Here is a 14,719-nt window from a genome sequence, read left to right on the forward strand (position 1 = left end):
ATCAATGTCCCGAGTCCCAGTCGTAGCCCAGTTCGGCCCAGTAATCTTTCGGGCGGGCATCCGCGAAGGCGATGGTGCCGATGCGCTTGAGGTGCTTGATGCCGTATTTGAGGGGCGTAACCAGCCGCAGCGGCGCGCCGTGGGCGGCGGTGAGTGGCTGGCCGTTCATCTCATAGCACAGCAGCGTTTGCGGATGCAGCGCGCTGGCAATGTCGAGGCCCACGTAATATTTCTCATTGGGTGTAACCATCCCAACGTAAGGCGCAAGGTCGGCGGGCGGATTCAGCGGGTCGGCGGGCTGGCCGCTGCGGGTAGCCAACGGGTACTTCGCCAAAAAATCGGACAAGCGCGCCCCGGCCCAGTGCACCACAATGCTCCAGCCCTCAATGCATTTGAGTTCGGTGGTCATTTCCACTTTGGGCAGGGCCTGAATATCGGCCAGCGTAAACTCCTGCGTTTTGCCCGAGCCGTAGCCCTGCACGAGCAGGCGCCATGCGGCCGGGTCGAGTGCTTCTTCAAGGCCCACGCGGCCATTTACGCGCGGCTCCTTCGCACGGCTGCGGGCAAACTCGGGGGCCAGTCGCGTTTCCTTAAGGTATGCCTGACTTAGGCGGCCGTTGGCATCCAGCACCTTACGCAGTGGATGCGGAATGCCTTGGTCATCAGGCTGCGAAATCAGCCATTTCCAGGTCCCCAAGCCCGCCAGCCCGGCTAAGCCCAAGCCAATGAACGAGCGGCGCGAGCGGCGGCGGGCTTCGGCCAGCACCTCGGCTTCGGGTCGGAGCGGGGAATCTGTAGGAACGGGCGCGTTGTTCGGGTTAGTCGTCATCACGAGCGGAGCGAAGGGTTGGGCGTGAGCGAAGCATCGGCGGCGGGCAGCGAGGTGGGGCCGGCCACCACCTGCCGGGTGGCGGGGTCAACTTCGACAATCTCAAAACCGGCCACCATGGCCCGGAAATTATTCCAGCCGGCGCGCACCACCTGGGCAATGTGCACGATGAAAAACAGCACGTAGCCAATCGTGAGCGCGAAGTGGATGACGCGGGCAAACTCGTATCCACCGAGTAGCTGCGTGAGCCAGCCAAATTGCGTGGGCTTGTAAATGGCCAGCCCCGTGAGTAGCGAGCCCAAGCCCATCAGAATAACGGCGGTGTAGGCAATCTGCTGCGCGCCGTTGAATTTGCGTATTGGCAGCGGCTTTTTATACAGCCCGAGGTCATGCATCGTCACCAGCACGGCCTCGCGGAAGGAATGCCGGGTGGGCAGCAGGTAGCGCCACTCGCCCGAGAAAATCGTGTAGAGCACATACAGCAGCCCGTTCAGGAAAAACACCCACATCAGCACGAAATGCCAGCTCATGCCCTGGGCCAGCTTGTGGTCGAGGTGAAGGGCCTGGTAGAACGACTGCGGGAAGAACTTGAGCAGCGTAGTTTTGCCCCAGCCGAGGCGGTACACGTCGTTGGCCCAGTAAATCCACAGGCCGCTCCAAATCATCAGACTGAGCACCGGGAAATTGACCCAGTGAAACCAGCGAATGGCCAGCGGATGCTTTTCGACAAGCTGTTTCATAGAATTCGGGGTGAGGCTGGAAACCGCCGCAAGGTACTGCGGCCCTTGTGTCCTACCCTGCCTGACGGCTTCCTGACACCAACCTTACAGCCCCAACCGGGCAAAAAAAAGGGGCGCCCCAAAGGAGCGCCTCTTTCCATACCAAAACACCTTAAAAAACTATTCTTTCACGAGGAAGCCAACAATAACTGAACCAAAAGATTCCGCGAGGCCGCAGAATTTTTCAAAATATTTCAGTCGAATGGGTTAGCTCCCTGATTTTCCAGAAATAGTACCGCAAGGCTGGCTTTTTATTCATAACCGCCTGACTACCGGCCCATCATGCCGCCGCCACCGCCGCGCATGCCGCCCATCATTTTCTGCATCTGGGCGAGGCCGCCTTTGGTCTGGCTCATCTTGTTCATGGTGCGCATCATTTTGCGCATCTGCTCGAACTGCTTCATCAGGTCGTTCACCTGCTGCAGCTCGGTGCCCGAGCCTTTGGCCACGCGGCGCTTGCGCGAGGCGTTCAGCAGGTCGGGGTTGGCGCGCTCCTGCTTGGTCATGCTCCGGATGATGGCTTCGACGGGCTTGAAGGCGTCGTCGTCGATTTCCACGTCCTTCATGGCCTTGCTCATGCCCGGAATCATGCCCATCAAATCCTTGATGTTGCCCATCTTCTTGATTTGCTCGAGTTGGCCGAGGAAGTCGTTGAAGTCGAACTGGTTCTTCCGGATTTTCTTCTCGATGCGCTTGGCTTCGTCCTCGTCGAACTGCTGCTGCGCGCGCTCAACCAGCGAAATCACGTCGCCCATACCCAGAATGCGCTGGGCCATGCGGTCGGGGTAGAATAGGTCGAGCGCGTCCATCTTCTCGCCCGTCGAAATGAACTTGATGGGCTTTTCGACCACCGCGCGAATCGAGAGGGCCGCCCCGCCACGCGAGTCGCCGTCGAGCTTGGTAAGCACTACGCCGTCGAAATTCAGGCGGTCGTTGAAGGTTTTGGCAGTGTTCACGGCGTCCTGGCCGGTCATCGAGTCCACCACAAACAGCGTTTCGCTGGGGTTGATGGCCGACTTCACAGCCTCAATCTCGCGCATCATCTGCTCGTCCACGGCCAGGCGGCCGGCGGTGTCGATGATGACGACTTTCTTACCCGTTTTGCGGGCGTGCTCGATGGCGTTGCGCGAAATTTCGACGGGGTTCTTGTTCTCGACTTCCGAGTACACTTCCACGCCAATCTGCTCGCCGAGCACCTTCAGCTGGTCGATAGCGGCCGGGCGGTACACGTCGCAGGCCACCAACAACACGTTGCGGCCCTGCTTTTTAACATAGTTGGCCAGCTTGCCAGCGAAAGTGGTTTTGCCCGAGCCCTGCAAGCCCGAAAGCAGAATCACGGCCGGGTCGCCTTTGATGACGATGTCCTTCTTCTCGCCGCCCATGAGCTCGGTGAGCTCATCATAGACGATTTTGACCATGAGCTGGCCCGGCGACACGGCCGTGAGCACGTCGCGGCCCATGGCGGCATCCTTAATCTTATCGGTTACATCCTTGGCAACCTTGTAGTTAACGTCGGCATCGACCAGCGCACGGCGGATTTCCTTGATGGTGGCCGCAACGTTGATTTCGGAAATGCTGCCCTGGCCCTTGAGGGTTTTGATGGCCCGGTCGAGCTTATTGGAGAGATTGTCAAACATGTATCGCTGATTTGGCGGATTTAGCGTTTTTCACCGATGCCGTCGCGGCCCGCAGGCCCGGCACCAAGGGGTGAACTGACCTCAAAAGTAACCACAAAAGGCCGAAAACCGGCAGCCGGCGTACCTTCGCGGCCCGCTTTCTGAACCTGATTTCCGTGTCTGCTTCCCGTCCGCTGCGCCTGCTCGTCATTACTTACTACTGGCCGCCTTCGGGCGGGGCCGGCGTGCAGCGCTGCCTGAAGTTCGTGAAGCACCTCGGCCATTTCAACGTGGAGCCCACCGTGATAACCGTGGACCCGGCCCAGGCCAGCTACCCCGTGCGCGACGAAAGCCTGCTGGCCGAGGTGCCGCCGGGCGTGCGCGTCATCCACACCGGCACCACCGAGCCGTTCGAAAGCTACAAGCGCCTCACGGGCCGTGCCGTGCCCTACGGCGGCTTCGCCAACGAGGGCAAACCCGGCCCGGTGCAGCAGGTGCTGCGCTTCGTACGCGGCAACCTGTTCATTCCGGACCCGCGCCGGGGATGGAACCGCCACGCCCTGGCCGCCGTGGAGCGGCTGCTGGCGGCTGGCGAGCAGTTCGATGCCGTGCTCACGTCGTCGCCACCGCACTCCACCCAGCTTATCGGCCTGGAACTGCAGCGCCGCCACGGCCTGCGCTGGCTGGCCGACCTGCGCGACCCGTGGACGGACATTTACTATTACAAGGACCTGCACCACACGCCGCTGGCCTCCTGGCTCGATGCGCGCTACGAGCGCCAGGTACTGGCCCGCGCCGATGCCGTGCTGGTAACTTCGCCCGAAACCAAGCGGCTGTTTTCGGCCAAAAACCCCACGCTGCCAGCCGCCAAATTCCACGTGCTGCCCAATGGCTACGACGAGTCGGATTTCCGCCAGCCCTCGCAGCCGCCCGTCGACTGCCTGCGCATCACGCACACCGGCACCATCACCGAACTCTACCACATCAACCGCCTGCTCGAAGCAGTAGCGGCCTGCGCGGCGGCGCACCCGGCGGTACCACTGCGCCTGCGCTTCGTGGGCCAGGTATCGGCCCAGCTACGCGGACAAATTGCGGCGGCTAGCCTCGGCGATATTACCGAATACATTGATTTCGTGCCACACGAGCAGTCAGTGGCGTATTTAATGCAGTCGTCGGTGCTGCTGATGGCCATTCCCGACGTGCCGCGAAACCTGGGCATTTTGCCGGGCAAGGTGTTCGAGTACCTGGCGGCCGGCAAGCCCATCCTGTGCGTAGGGCCGGACGGCTGCGATGCCGACAACCTGCTGCGCGAGTGCGGTGCCGGCCAGGCCCTCCCCTACGAAGACGCGGCCCTGATGCGCCAGACGCTGGAGCAACTGGTGGCCCGCTGGCAGCAGCACCCGAACCTGGATTTGCCCGCGCTGGGTAACGCGAAATACTCGCGGCGCGGGCTGACGGGGGCGCTGGCGAGGCTGGTGGCCCCTGCCGCAGTTTCTTAGACCGCGCAAAACACACGAAACCATAGCCTTTTATGCAAAGCGCCGGCTACCGCGCTAAATCATTGGCCAGTTGCTGGCTGAATTGCTGGCTAGCGGCTTTTTGCAGGTGGTTGCCGTCGGTGGTGGCGTAGGGCCCGGCGCTGTAATCAAAGAAAGAAACCGCAAAATCAGTACTCAACTGCTGCATCTGCTGCTCAAAATCCGGCTGATACTGCTGCTCCAGCGCCCGCAGACCCTGGCCCACGGGCAGGCGCACAAGCACCACGCGACCGTGGCGTTTCAGGAAGTCGATGGTTTGGCGCAGGGCGGCGAAGCGGCCGGCCGAGAGGTGCTGGGTGGCAGCCAGCTTCTGGTAGTCGAGTAGCTTGCGGGCGGTGCGGGCGCGCACCTGGGCATTATCAAGGCCAATGTTGACTTCAAGCCAGCCATCAGGGTGCAGGCGCTCGGTGGCGGTAGCGAAGTCGAGCGGCAGGCGGTAAAGCGGTTTGGTCTGGTAGCGCGTGAGGTAGGCCAGGTTGGGGCTTTGGCTGACTTCGTGCAGCTGACCGATGAAAGACTTTTCTTCTGGAAAAACCTCGTTCGTCACCGTATCAGCGCGCCCGGCGGCCGACAGCGACCACGGGTCGACGGCCACGATAAACAGCCCGTGGCGCACGTCCGGCCGCAGCTTACGCCGGATGCTGGCCAGGTAGGCCGTACCGTAGGGCGAGTGCGTGAGGGTGAAGGCGTAATTCAACAACGGCCCCTCAAACTGCCCCCCCAGCCGCGCCGCCAGCACCGCCGGCCGGATACCCTGCGCCGCCCGCGACGTGCCCAAAATGAGTGAGCCCGCCGCTGGACTCGCAAAGCGGCCATAGAACGCATCGACGCCGCCGCGCAGTACCACCGGCAGCAGCAGCGCCGCGCCCAGCGCACCCGCTACCGCCAGCAGCAGCAGGCGCATCAGCAACTTCGAAACAGCAGCTTGCACAGGCATTTTCAAAACTGGAAGTAGATGAACGAGGTGCTATTGAAAATACCCAGATACAGAATAAGCAGTGCCAGCCCCACGTAGCCCACCCAGCGCGTAGCCCACGGTTGCGCCGCTACCCAGGCCTGCGGGCTGTGCCGGCTGCCGAAGTATTCCACGGCCAGCATCAGGCCCACGGCGAAGGCGGCCACGGCCAGTTCGGGGCGGTAGTGCTGCGAGAAATCGAGCAACAGTGTGGCGACCTGGTGGCCATTCAGCTGCCAGCCGGTAAGCAAGTGCCTACTGATAAATAGTGCGTCATCAAGCGTATTGGCCCGGAAGAAAATCCAGGCGTAAGCCACCAGTACAAACGTAATAGCCACGCCTAACCCGCGCCGCAGGCCCGGGTGCGCCGCCAGTCCCGTGCGTTGCGCCAGCCACTCGCGGGCCGGCCGCGCCCAGGTGCTGAGCACCAGGTACAGGCCATGCAAACCGCCCCACACCACAAACGTGAAATTGGCCCCGTGCCAGAGCCCGCTGATGAGGAACACGGCCAGCAGGTTGAAGTAGGCCCGGGCCGGGGCCACGCGGCTACCGCCCAGCGGGATGTACACGTAATCGCGAAACCAGCTGGAGAGCGAAATATGCCAGCGCCGCCAGAACTCGGGCACCGAAGCCGATTGGTAGGGCTGCCGGAAGTTCAGGTTGAAATCGAAGCCCAGCACGCGGGCCGCGCCCCGGGCCAGGTCGGTGTAGCCCGAAAAGTCGCCGTAAATCTGGAACGTAAAGGCCAGCGTGGCCAGCACCAGCAGCGGCCCCTCGGGGTGCTGGCGCGGGCTGTTGAACACCGGGTTCACGAGCAGGGCCAGCCGGTCGGCCACCACCACTTTCTTGAACAAGCCCCACGCCATGAGCCGCAGCCCGCTCACGATGCGCCCATAATCAAAGTCATGCTCGCGCCGAAACTGCGGCAGCATGTGCCCGCCGCGCTCAATCGGGCCCGCCACCAGCTGCGGGAAAAAAGCCACGAACAACGCGAACCGCCCAAAATTCTGCTCTGCCGCCAGCCGGCCCTGGTACACGTCAATGATGTAGCCAACGCTTTGAAACGTGTAGAATGACACGCCCACGGGCAGCAGCAGGCCCAGCGCCGGCCCCGCGCCCACCGGCAGGTGCAGCGTCCCGGCCAGCGCCACGGCCGCATCCCGAAAGAAGTTGAAATATTTGAAAATGAACAGCGTGCCAAGGTTGCTAATCAGGCTCAAGGCCAGCCATGGGCGGCGCTGGCGCTTGTCGGGCAGGCGGCTCATGCGCACGCCGCTGTAGTAGTCGAGGGCGGTGGTGGCGAGCAGCAGTAGGGCGTATTCGGCCCGCCAGCTCATGTAGAAGTAGTAGCTGGCCAGCAGCAGCAAGGCCCCGCGCCAACGCGGCGGCAGGCCGTAGTACAGGCCCACAACCAGCGGAAAGAAGACGAGAAAGTGAAGCGAATTGAAGAGCATACGCGGCGCGACGGCCGGCAAAGGTCGGAGGTGGCGGGCGCTTTGCGGGCAGCAGGGTTTCAAAAGAACGTCATGCTGAGCGCAGCCGAAGCATCTCTACCGAGAGAGTAAATGAAATTGCTTGCGCGGTAGAGATGCTTCGGCTGCGCTCAGCATGACGTTCTCGTTTTCCCACAGGCCAAACCAACCCCAAAAGCCCTACTTTTGCAGTCCTGTTTTCGGCTTACCTATTTTCATGGCTCTCGACCTCAACCACAAATCCATTCTTGTTACGGGCGGCACCGGCTCCTTCGGCAAGCAATTCGTTCGCACCGTTTTCGAGCTGTTTCCGCAGGTGAAACGCCTGGTGGTGTTCTCGCGCGACGAGCTGAAGCAGTACGAGATGAGCCAGGAATTCAGCCCCGCCAAGTACCCGGCCATCCGCTATTTCATTGGCGATGTGCGCGATGCCCAGCGCCTGCACCGCGCCTGCGAGGGCATCGACATCGTGATTCACGCCGCTGCCCTCAAGCAGGTGCCCGCCGCCGAGTACAACCCGATGGAGTGCATCAAAACCAACATTTTCGGGGCCGAGAACGTCATCAACGCCGCCCTCGACTCGGGTGTGAAGGAGGTAGTGGCGCTGAGCACCGATAAGGCCGCCGCCCCCATCAACCTCTACGGCGCGACGAAACTGTGCTCCGACAAGCTCTTCGTGGCGGCCAATAACATGAAGGGCGCGCGCGATTTGCGCTTTTCGGTGGTGCGCTACGGCAACGTAATTGGCTCGCGCGGCTCGGTGGTGCCCTTCTTTTTGCAGGAGCGCCACAAGGGCGTGCTGCCCATCACCCACCCCGACATGACGCGCTTCAACATCTCGCTCGAAGAAGGCGTTGATTTGGTGCTGTATGCGCTGGAGCACGCCTGGGGCGGTGAGATTTTTGTACCCAAAATTCCTTCTTACAAAATCACGGAAGTTGCCCGCGCCATTGGTCCCGAGTGCGAGCAGAAAATCGTGGGCATCCGCCCCGGCGAGAAGCTGCACGAGGCCATGATTACCGAAACCGACGCGCTGAGCACCGTCGAGCTCGACCGCTACTACGTCATCCTGCCCTCCACTCCGAATTGGAACGTCGATAAGTTCATCGCCGAATTCAACGGCAAACGCGTACCGCTCGGCTTTCAGTACGACTCATTCAACAACGAGGAGTGGCTCGATGCGGAGCAGATTCGCGAGGAAATCCGGCTGCACGTCGATGCTGACTTTACAGTTTAGTTTTCGCTAAGCTATTCGCTGACAGCTGTTAGCTGTTAGCCTTTTCCATATCCAAGCTAACAGCTAACAGCCAATGGCTAACAGCTTACCAAACCGCCCGCTGCCCTACGGCCGCCAGTTCATCTCGGAGGCCGACGTGGCCGCCGTGGTGGCCAGCCTGCACGCCGACTACCTCACCCAAGGCCCCACCGTGGGCGAGTTTGAGCAGCAGTTTGCGAAGTATGTGGGGGCCAAATACGCTGTGGCCGTGAGCAATGGCACCGCCGCCCTGCACCTCTGCGCCCTGGCGCTGAACGTGCAGCCGGGGCAGCGCGTCATCACCACGCCCATCACCTTTTCGGCTTCGGCCAACTGCGTGCGTTACTGCGGCGGCGAGGTGCACTTCGCCGACATCGACCCGGAAACCGGGCTGATTGATTTAGCAAAAGTTCAGGCCCTGCTCGAAGCGCACCCCAAGGGCTATTTCACAGGTTTGATTCCGGTGGACTTCGCCGGGCTGGCCGTGAACCTAGAGCAGGTCCGCCAGTTGGCCGATGCGCATGGCCTTTGGATTATTGAGGATGCCTGCCACGCGCCGGGCGGCTTTTTTGTCGACTCGCAGGGCCAGGAGCAGCGCTGCGGCAACGGCCGCTTCGCCGAGCTCGCCATCTTCAGCTTCCACCCCGTGAAGCACATTGCCTGCGGCGAAGGCGGCATGATTACCACCAACGACGAGCGCCTGTTTCACCACTTGCTGCGCCTGCGCACCCACGGCATCACCCGCGACCCGGCCGACCTGGTGCGCGAGCCCGACGGCGGCTGGTACATGGAAATGCAGGAGCTCGGCTACAACTACCGCCTGCCCGACCTCAACTGCGCCCTCGGCCTGAGCCAGCTCGCCCGCGCCGACGAGGGCCTCGCCCGCCGCCGCCAGCTGGCTGAGCAATACGATGCGGCTTTTGCCAACCTGCCGGGCCTCACGGTGCTGGCCCCCGGCCGCCCCGGGCACGCCTACCACCTCTACGTGGTGCAGGTAGCTGACCGCAAGGGCCTCTACGACTTCCTCAAAACCAAGCAGATATTCGCCCAGGTACACTACATTCCGGTGCATCGCATGCCCTACTACGAAGGCCTGGGCTGGCGCGAAGGCGACTTTCCGCTGGCCGAGGAATACTACGCGCACTGCCTCAGCATCCCGCTTTTCCCGACGCTGACGGACGAGGAACAGGCATATGTGGTGGCGTGCATCAAGGAATTTGTGAGTGTTGAGGGTTGAATGTTGAGTTGGCTGACATTTCAACAGTAGGCCGCTGAACATTCAATTCAACACTCAACCCTCAACATTCAACACTTCCAACCCTTGCAGCACACCCAACAAGAAGACTTCTGGGCCGGCGACTTCGGCCGCGAATACACCGACCGCAACTCGCGGCCCCTCGACGAGTGGAATGAGTTTTACCGCGGCATCTACGGCCACACCAAGCTGGAAATGAACGCCGAGTTCATCGGCGAGCTGCCGCGTGAGGCGCGCCTGCTGGAGGTGGGCTGCAACACCGGCATGCAACTGGTGGGCCTGCAGGCCATGGGTTTCCAGAACCTGTACGGCATCGAACTGCAGCACTACGCGGTGGAGAAAGCCCGCGAGTTTGTGCGCGGCGTAAATATCCTGCAGGGCAGCGGCTTCGACTTGCCTTTCAAGGACAACTACTTCGATTTGGTGTGCACCAACGGCGTGCTCATCCACATCGCGCCCAAGGATTTGCCGCGCATCATGGGCGAAATGGTGCGCACCTCGAAGCGCTACATCATGGGCTACGAATACTTTGCGCCCGACACCACGGCCATCAACTACCGCGGCAACGAAGGCTTTCTGTGGAAGACCGATTTCGCCCGCGTGTTTCTGGAAAACTACCCCGAGCTGCGGCTGGTGAAGCAGCACCTCTACCCCTACATCAACGATGCCGAGCAGGGCAACCAGGACGTGATGTTCCTGCTTGAAAAGGTGCAGAGCTGATGCAGAAGGCCGGAATCATCTCGCAGGTGCGCATGGGCAGCACGCGGCTGCCGGGCAAGGTGCTGCTGGCGGCCGCCAGCCGCCCGTTGCTCGACTACCACGTGGCGCGCCTGGCCCAGAGCGGCCTGCCGCTGTACCTGGCCACCACCACCGAGCCCGCCGACGACGCCCTGGCCACTTACGCCGAAACTCAGGGCCTGCCCTACCACCGCGGCTCCGAAACTGACGTGCTGGCCCGCTACTACGAAACGGCCGTAAAATTCGGCCTCGACGTGGTGGTGCGCGTCACTTCCGACTGCCCGCTGGTGGACGGCCCGCTGATTGGAGCCGCCGTGGCCCGCTACCTGGCCGATGCCGACCCGCTCGAATTCCGCTCCAATTCCATCATCCGCAGCTTTCCGCGGGGGCTCGATTTCGAGATTTTCTCGATGGCGATGCTGACCGAAGCTTACGAGCGCGCCGCCACGCCCTACGAGCGCGAGCACGTGACGCCCTACCTGAAAACCGGTCCCGCCGCCCACCGCTTTCGCAACGTGGATGAGGTGTGGCCCGGTGGCGACTTCAGTGGCTTCCGCATCACGCTCGACACGCCGGAGGATTACAAAGTGCTGCGCCGCCTGATTGAGGAGCATCGCGCCGACCAGCTAGCCCTGTCCGCACTGCTGGCCCTACTCGAAGCTCACCCCGAAATCATGGCCCTGAACGCCAGCGTCGAACAGAAAACCACCTGAGCATGAGCGAGCAACCGCAACCCAACCCGGCCGACCTCGTGCACCTGAACGAGCTGGGTTACTACGAAGTAACCCGCAAGCCCACCCCCGAGGAGCTGCGCGACTACTACGCCCAGCGCTACTACCAGGAAAACCGTAGCAGCTACCAGCCCACGTATTCGGAAGCCGAGCGCGAGCACATCGAAGGCAAGCTGCGGCTGCGCCACTGGGTATTGGAGCAGCTGCTGAATCCGGCTGGCCCTACCGATAACGCTGCATCGGCCGCAGCTCAAGTCCCGGCCGATGCTCCTGTTCTAACCGCACCCGCCCGCACCTTCCTCGACGTAGGCTGCGGGGAGGGCTGGGCGCTCGACTACTTCCAGCGCCAGGGTTGGGATGTGCTGGGGCTCGACTTCAGCAGCTTCAGTCTGGAGCAGTTTCACCCGGGCTTGCGCGGCCGCCTGCGCGCCGGCGACCTCTACGACGGCCTACAGGATTTGATAACTGAAGGCCGGCAGTTCGACGTGCTCTGGCTCGATAATGTGCTCGAACACGTGCTCGACCCCGCCGAGTTACTGCGCCGCTGCCGCACCCTCACTCGCCCCGGCGGCGTGCTAATGGTGGACGTGCCCAACGACTTCTCGCCCCTGCAACAGCACCTGCTGGCTACCGGCCACATCGACCGCCCCTTCTGGGTGGCCCTGCCCGACCACCTCTCGTATTTCGGGGCCGAGGGCCTGCGCAACCTAGCTGCCGCCACCGGTTGGCGCACCGCAAAAATTCTTGGCGACCAGCCCATTGACCTCAACCTCTTCAACCCCGCCACCAACTACGTGATGGACAAAAGCGCGGGCAAGGGTGCCCATCAGTCGCGCCTGGAGCAGGACAACTTTCTGCTGCGCAAGGCCCCGCTGCCCGCCGTGGCGGCCTACTATGAGGCAATGGCCGGCGTGGGTTTAGGCCGGAGCGTAGTGGCGTTTTTGCAGCCGCAGGCAGACTAATAAGAACGTCATGCAGAGTGCAGCGAAGCATCTTGCCCGCCACCACTAATTCTATTGAATGGATTGCGTTGCGCACGCGAGATGCTTCGCTGCGCTCTGCATGACGTTCTTTTGCGTTCGATTACTCAAATAACACCCATGTCCTCCCCCATTTCCGTGCTCAGCGGCGCGCTGCCCGCCGAGCAACTGCGCCGCGAAAACTTCGCCCAAAGCCTGCGCGAGTCGCCCATTCCCAATACCGAGCTGCTGAGCAACCTGGGCCTGTACCTGAACCGCCAGACGTTTTCGCGCTTGCTGTTCATGGCCGAGCTCTACCAGCACATCATTCCGGTGCACGGCGTGGCCATGGAATTTGGCGTGCGCTGGGGCCAGAACCTGGCGCTACTGCACGCCCTGCGCGGCATCTACGAGCCGTTCAACTACAACCGGAAAATCATCGGGTTCGATACGTTCGGCGGCTTCCCATCGGTGGATGAGAAGGATGGCGACCGCGTGAAAGCCGGCGACTACGGCGTGAGTGAGGACTACCAGCGCCAGCTTACCGACATTCTGGCCCTGCACGAGGCCGACAGCCCCATTCCGCACAAGCGTAAGTTTGAACTCGTGGCCGGCGATGCCACCGAAACCGTGCCCCGCTACCTGCGCGACCATCCCGAAACCATCATCGCCTTCGCCTACTTCGACTTCGACATCTACGCCCCCACCAAAGCCTGCCTCGAAGCCATCCGCCCGCGCCTCACCAAAGGGGCCGTGGTGGCCTTCGATGAGCTGAACTGCCCCGAGTTCCCGGGCGAAACGCTGGCATTCGACGAAGTATTCGGGGTGGCCAACTACGCCCTGCGTCGTAGCCCGCTCAACCCGCTGATTTCGTATTTGATTGTGTGATTGAACGTCATGCCGAGCGCCGCGAAGCATCTTTACCGCAGTAAGTAATTCATTCGTTTGGTTTACTACTGTGGTAAAGATGCTTCGCTGCGCTCGGCATGACGTGGTGAATTCTGCTCAACCTCACCTGCTGCCACCATGCCCGCCGCCTACCGCATTCTGCGCCTGAACGACTACCGCCACGGCCGCTACCGCCTGCTGCCCATCCGTCCCGACGACCGGGAGGATATCCGCCAGTGGCGCAACGCGCAGCTGGACGTTCTGCGCCAGAGCGCGCCCCTCACGGCTGAGGCCCAGGACCGATATTTCCACGACGTGGTAGCACCCCTGTTCGAAGCGGAGCAGCCGGGGCAACTACTGTTTTCGCTGCTGCTCGATGAGGAGCTGATTGGCTACGGCGGGCTGGTGCACATCGACTGGCTGGCGGGCCGGGCTGAGATTTCCTTCCTGCTCGAAACCGGCCGCAACGCCCACATTCCCACCTTCCAGGCCGACTTTGCCGCCTACCTCCACCTGCTGCGCCAGGTTGCTTTCGAGGATTTGAACCTCCAGAAAATTAACACCGAAGCCTACGACGTGCGCCCCTATCTCACCGAGGTGCTCGCAGCCGAGGGCTTTGCCGAGGAAGCACGCCTGCCGCGCCACGTGCAGGTAGCCGGGCAATTGGTTGATACCGTATTTCACAGCTGCTTCCGACCCACTGGAGCCTTCCGGGGCCATGTGCTGATAACCAGTCTGGCGGGCAAAGCGCCGTTGCTGCGCGCCGTGCAGGCCGCCGCTCGCCGCCTGCATTACGCCACCAAAGTCATTGGGGCTGATTTGAATCCGCAAGCGCTGGCCCGCCCGCTGGCCGACGATTTCTGGCTCATGCCCCCGTTGCGCGACGAGCTGCTGCCAGAGCTGCTGGCCGGCCTGCAGGCGCGCGGCATTGCCTACCTCATCCCCACCCGCGACGGCGAGCTGGCCTTCTGGAGCCGCCACCGCGCCGCCTTAGCCGCCGCCGGCGTGGCCGTGCTGGTGAGCGCGCCCGAAGCCGTGCACCGCTGCCTCGACAAACTGGAATTTACCGCCTTCGGGCTGCAGCACGGCCTGCCCATCATTGCCACTGCCCGCGACATCGATAGCCTGACCGAGCGGCAGTCCCAGCCGCCCACGGCCTTTGTGGTAAAGGAGCGCCACGGTGCGGGCTCGCTTAGCCTGGGCCTGAACCTACCCGCCGCCGCCGCGCTGGCCCATGCCCGCACGCTGCAAGAACCTGTTTTTCAACCCTTCATTCATGGCCGCGAAATTAGTGTGGATGGCTACGTGGACCGCACGGGCCGGGTGCACGGCCTCGTGGCCCGCATCCGCGACGTGGTAGTGCGCGGCGAGTCGCAGGTAACCACTACACTACTCGATGCAGCGCTGCTGGCCCGCCTCACGCCCATCGTCGAAAAGCTCGGCCTCTACGGCCCATTCGTGCTGCAGGCCCTGCTCACGGAGGATGATGGCCTGCACCTCATCGAGTGCAACTGCCGTTTCGGCGGGGCTTCCACGCTGGGCATCGCGGCGGGCGTGGATTCGTTCTACTGGTTTTTGCAGGAATCCGGCGGGAATGATTTGCAGGCGTTTCCATTCGTGCCGGCAGCTATTCCCTTACGCCAAGTGCGAGTAGCTTCGGACAATGTATTTGTGGTAGGAGGCAATTAAACTGCGGCCAGCAGC

Annotated in this window: 13 protein-coding genes; 8 read left to right on the forward strand and 5 right to left on the reverse strand. The window is 62.2% G+C overall.

Going from position 1 to position 14,719, the window contains the following annotated elements; translation table 11 throughout:
- Position 1: 1 nt before the first annotated feature.
- The 3 genes from MON38_RS00650 to ffh all read right to left on the reverse strand — a co-directional run bounded on the left by MON38_RS00650 (position 2) and on the right by ffh (position 3,245).
- Complete coding sequence (locus MON38_RS00650) at positions 2-829, reverse strand: molybdopterin-dependent oxidoreductase (RefSeq protein ID WP_241935083.1); 828 nt, start codon at positions 827-829, stop codon at positions 2-4.
- Positions 829-1,569, reverse strand: a complete 741-nt coding sequence (locus tag MON38_RS00655) for a cytochrome b/b6 domain-containing protein (RefSeq protein WP_241934202.1) — start codon at positions 1,567-1,569, stop codon at positions 829-831. Before MON38_RS00655 ends, MON38_RS00650 begins: the two co-directional genes overlap by 1 nt.
- A 308-nt stretch (positions 1,570-1,877) precedes the next feature.
- Positions 1,878-3,245: a signal recognition particle protein gene (ffh, locus tag MON38_RS00660; protein WP_241934203.1), complete on the reverse strand. Its 1,368-nt coding sequence runs from the start codon at positions 3,243-3,245 to the stop codon at positions 1,878-1,880.
- 155 nt (positions 3,246-3,400) lie between these two features.
- On the opposite strand from ffh, the gene MON38_RS00665 reads away from it, so the two are divergent.
- Positions 3,401-4,723 carry a glycosyltransferase family 4 protein gene (locus MON38_RS00665; RefSeq protein WP_241934204.1) on the forward strand — a complete coding sequence of 441 codons (1,323 nt, stop codon included), beginning with the start codon at positions 3,401-3,403 and terminating at the stop codon, positions 4,721-4,723.
- Between the two features lie 46 nt (positions 4,724-4,769).
- Here MON38_RS00665 and MON38_RS00670 read toward each other — a convergent pair whose 3' ends face one another.
- Both MON38_RS00670 and MON38_RS00675 read right to left on the reverse strand, forming a co-directional pair.
- Positions 4,770-5,699 carry a hypothetical protein gene (locus MON38_RS00670; RefSeq protein WP_241934205.1) on the reverse strand — a complete coding sequence of 310 codons (930 nt, stop codon included), beginning with the start codon at positions 5,697-5,699 and terminating at the stop codon, positions 4,770-4,772.
- Positions 5,700-5,701: 2 nt separating this feature from the next.
- Positions 5,702-7,171, reverse strand: a complete 1,470-nt coding sequence (locus MON38_RS00675) for an MBOAT family O-acyltransferase (RefSeq protein ID WP_241934206.1) — start codon at positions 7,169-7,171, stop codon at positions 5,702-5,704.
- A 235-nt stretch (positions 7,172-7,406) separates the two neighbouring features.
- On the opposite strand from MON38_RS00675, the gene pseB reads away from it, so the two are divergent.
- The 7 genes from pseB to MON38_RS00710 all read left to right on the forward strand — a co-directional run bounded on the left by pseB (position 7,407) and on the right by MON38_RS00710 (position 14,704).
- On the forward strand, positions 7,407-8,426 hold the full coding sequence (gene pseB / locus MON38_RS00680; RefSeq protein WP_241934207.1) for a UDP-N-acetylglucosamine 4,6-dehydratase (inverting): 1,020 nt from the start codon (positions 7,407-7,409) through the stop codon (positions 8,424-8,426).
- 73 nt (positions 8,427-8,499) lie between these two features.
- Positions 8,500-9,681: a UDP-4-amino-4,6-dideoxy-N-acetyl-beta-L-altrosamine transaminase gene (gene pseC / locus MON38_RS00685; RefSeq protein WP_241934208.1), complete on the forward strand. Its 1,182-nt coding sequence runs from the start codon at positions 8,500-8,502 to the stop codon at positions 9,679-9,681.
- Between the two features lie 84 nt (positions 9,682-9,765).
- Positions 9,766-10,419 carry a pseudaminic acid biosynthesis-associated methylase gene (locus MON38_RS00690; RefSeq protein ID WP_241934209.1) on the forward strand — a complete coding sequence of 218 codons (654 nt, stop codon included), beginning with the start codon at positions 9,766-9,768 and terminating at the stop codon, positions 10,417-10,419.
- A complete protein-coding gene (locus MON38_RS00695) occupies positions 10,419-11,150 on the forward strand; it encodes a cytidylyltransferase domain-containing protein (protein ID WP_241934210.1) in 732 nt (243 codons plus the stop codon). The genes MON38_RS00690 and MON38_RS00695 overlap by 1 nt, the downstream gene beginning before the upstream one ends.
- A 2-nt stretch (positions 11,151-11,152) precedes the next feature.
- Entirely contained in the window at positions 11,153-12,130 is a 978-nt protein-coding gene (locus tag MON38_RS00700; protein ID WP_241934211.1) for a class I SAM-dependent methyltransferase, read from the forward strand.
- A gap of 138 nt (positions 12,131-12,268) precedes the next feature.
- Positions 12,269-13,015, forward strand: coding sequence for a class I SAM-dependent methyltransferase (locus MON38_RS00705; RefSeq protein ID WP_241934212.1), 747 nt, complete (start codon positions 12,269-12,271; stop codon positions 13,013-13,015).
- A gap of 138 nt (positions 13,016-13,153) precedes the next feature.
- Positions 13,154-14,704: a GNAT family N-acetyltransferase gene (locus MON38_RS00710; RefSeq protein ID WP_241934213.1), complete on the forward strand. Its 1,551-nt coding sequence runs from the start codon at positions 13,154-13,156 to the stop codon at positions 14,702-14,704.
- The last annotated feature ends 15 nt before the right edge of the window (positions 14,705-14,719 follow it).

This window comes from Hymenobacter cyanobacteriorum (assembly GCF_022631375.1).
Taxonomy (GTDB): Bacteria; Bacteroidota; Bacteroidia; order Cytophagales; family Hymenobacteraceae; genus Hymenobacter; species Hymenobacter cyanobacteriorum.

Excerpts from the sequence above, each read along its gene's own strand:
- MON38_RS00650 (WP_241935083.1), bottom strand. The coding sequence starts at position 829 with ATGACGACTAACCCGAACAACGCGCCCGTTCCTACAGATTCCCCGCTC.
- MON38_RS00655 (WP_241934202.1), bottom strand. The coding sequence starts at position 1,569 with ATGAAACAGCTTGTCGAAAAGCATCCGCTGGCCATTCGCTGGTTTCAC.
- ffh (WP_241934203.1), bottom strand. The coding sequence starts at position 3,245 with ATGTTTGACAATCTCTCCAATAAGCTCGACCGGGCCATCAAAACCCTC.
- MON38_RS00670 (WP_241934205.1), bottom strand. The coding sequence starts at position 5,699 with ATGCCTGTGCAAGCTGCTGTTTCGAAGTTGCTGATGCGCCTGCTGCTG.
- MON38_RS00675 (WP_241934206.1), bottom strand. The coding sequence starts at position 7,171 with ATGCTCTTCAATTCGCTTCACTTTCTCGTCTTCTTTCCGCTGGTTGTG.
- pseB (WP_241934207.1), top strand. The coding sequence starts at position 7,407 with ATGGCTCTCGACCTCAACCACAAATCCATTCTTGTTACGGGCGGCACC.
- pseC (WP_241934208.1), top strand. The coding sequence starts at position 8,500 with ATGGCTAACAGCTTACCAAACCGCCCGCTGCCCTACGGCCGCCAGTTC.
- MON38_RS00695 (WP_241934210.1), top strand. The coding sequence starts at position 10,419 with ATGCAGAAGGCCGGAATCATCTCGCAGGTGCGCATGGGCAGCACGCGG.
- MON38_RS00700 (WP_241934211.1), top strand. The coding sequence starts at position 11,153 with ATGAGCGAGCAACCGCAACCCAACCCGGCCGACCTCGTGCACCTGAAC.
- MON38_RS00705 (WP_241934212.1), top strand. The coding sequence starts at position 12,269 with ATGTCCTCCCCCATTTCCGTGCTCAGCGGCGCGCTGCCCGCCGAGCAA.
- MON38_RS00710 (WP_241934213.1), top strand. The coding sequence starts at position 13,154 with ATGCCCGCCGCCTACCGCATTCTGCGCCTGAACGACTACCGCCACGGC.